The organism is Pseudomonas emilianonis (genome assembly GCF_023072625.1).
GTDB classification, from domain to species: Bacteria; Pseudomonadota; Gammaproteobacteria; order Pseudomonadales; family Pseudomonadaceae; genus Aquipseudomonas; species Aquipseudomonas paraveronii.
In genome coordinates this window covers 1-1,713 of record NZ_JAKNRV010000621.1, presented here as the reverse complement: position 1 = coordinate 1,713, position 1,713 = coordinate 1, and the positions used below count along the sequence as shown (strand labels likewise).

Here is a 1,713-nt window from a genome sequence, read left to right as displayed (position 1 = left end):
TCTTTCTCGAGCCCCGGCCGCCGCCGTGGCCGACAAGCCTGCCAGTGAAGCCGAAACCACCGTGCGCGTGGATACCGCGCGCCTGGACGACATCATGAACATGGTCGGCGAATTGGTGCTGGTGCGTAACCGCCTGGTACGCCTGGGCCTGAGCAGCGGCGACGAAGCCATGCAGAAGGCCGTGTCGAACCTCGATGTGGTCACCGCCGACCTGCAGACCGCAGTGATGAAGACGCGGATGCAGCCGATCAAGAAAGTCTTCGGCCGCTTCCCGCGCCTGGTTCGCGACCTGGCACGTCAGCTCAAGAAAGAGATCAACCTGGAACTGGTGGGTGAAGAAACCGACCTCGACAAAAACCTTGTCGAGGCCCTGGCCGACCCGCTGGTCCACTTGGTGCGCAACGCCGTCGACCACGGCGTAGAAACCCCGGAAGAACGCGAAGCCTCGGGCAAGTCCCGTGGCGGCAAGGTGATTCTGGCGGCGGAGCAAGAAGGCGACCATATCCTGCTGTCGATCACCGATGACGGCAAAGGCATGGACCCGGCGATCCTGCGGGGTATCGCGGTCAAGCGTGGCGTGATGGACAAAGACGCCGCCGACCGCCTGACCGACACCGAGTGCTACAACCTGATCTTCGCCCCCGGCTTCTCGACCAAGACCGAGATTTCCGACGTGTCGGGCCGTGGCGTGGGCATGGACGTGGTGAAAACCAAGATCAGCCAGCTCAACGGTTCGATCAATATCTACTCGACCAAGGGCCTGGGCTCGAAGATCGTCATCAAGGTGCCGTTGACCCTGGCGATCATGCCGACCCTGATGGTGATGCTGGGCAACCAGGCCTTCGCCTTCCCGCTGGTCAACGTCAACGAAATCTTCCACCTCGACCTGTCGCGCACCAACGTGGTGGACGGTCAGGAAGTGGTGATCGTGCGCGACAAGGCGTTGCCCCTGTTCTACCTCAAGCGCTGGCTGGTCGCCTCGGCTGCCCATGAAGAGCAGCGCGAAGGCCATGTGGTGATTCTCTCCGTGGGCACCCAGCGCATCGGCTTTGTCGTCGATCAACTGGTGGGCCAGGAAGAGGTCGTCATCAAGCCTTTGGGCAAAATGCTGCAGGGAACCCCGGGCATGTCGGGTGCGACCATCACCGGTGACGGTCGCATCGCATTGATTCTCGATGTTCCGAGCATGCTCAAGCGTTACGCCGCACGGCGTATTTGATTCTGGCGGGGCAGGGCGGTATTGCCCGCCCCGCCTAACGGAGTGTTTATGGTAGTCAAGGTCCTGGTGGTGGACGATTCAGGTTTCTTCCGCCGCCGCGTCTCGGAAATTCTTTCCGCCGATCCAACGATCCAGGTGGTCGGCACGGCCACCAACGGCAAAGAGGCGATTGATCAAGCCATAGCGTTGAAGCCGGACGTGATCACCATGGACTACGAGATGCCGATGATGGATGGCATCACCGCAGTCCGGCACATCATGCAGCGCTGCCCGACCCCGGTCTTGATGTTCTCCTCGCTGACCCATGAAGGCGCCCGGGTCACCCTGGATGCGTTGGACGCCGGCGCAGTGGACTTCCTGCCGAAGAATTTCGAAGACATCTCGCGCAACCCCGAGAAGGTCAAGCAGATGCTGTGCGAGAAGGTCCACAGCATTTCGCGCAGCAACCGTCGCAGCCTGTTCAGCGCCCCGGCGCCCGCGGCGGTCGCCGCTCC

At 62.0% G+C, this 1,713-nt stretch carries 2 protein-coding genes; both read left to right on the top strand.

Annotation, left to right across the window (positions count from 1 at the left end):
* On the top strand, nucleotides 1–1,219 hold a 1,219-nt coding region (locus tag L9Z73_RS30140), incomplete at its 5' end, for a chemotaxis protein CheA (protein ID WP_247408589.1).
* A 48-nt stretch (nucleotides 1,220–1,267) separates the two neighbouring features.
* A partial coding sequence (locus tag L9Z73_RS30135) for a response regulator (RefSeq protein ID WP_247408587.1) occupies nucleotides 1,268–1,713 on the top strand: 446 nt, incomplete at its 3' end.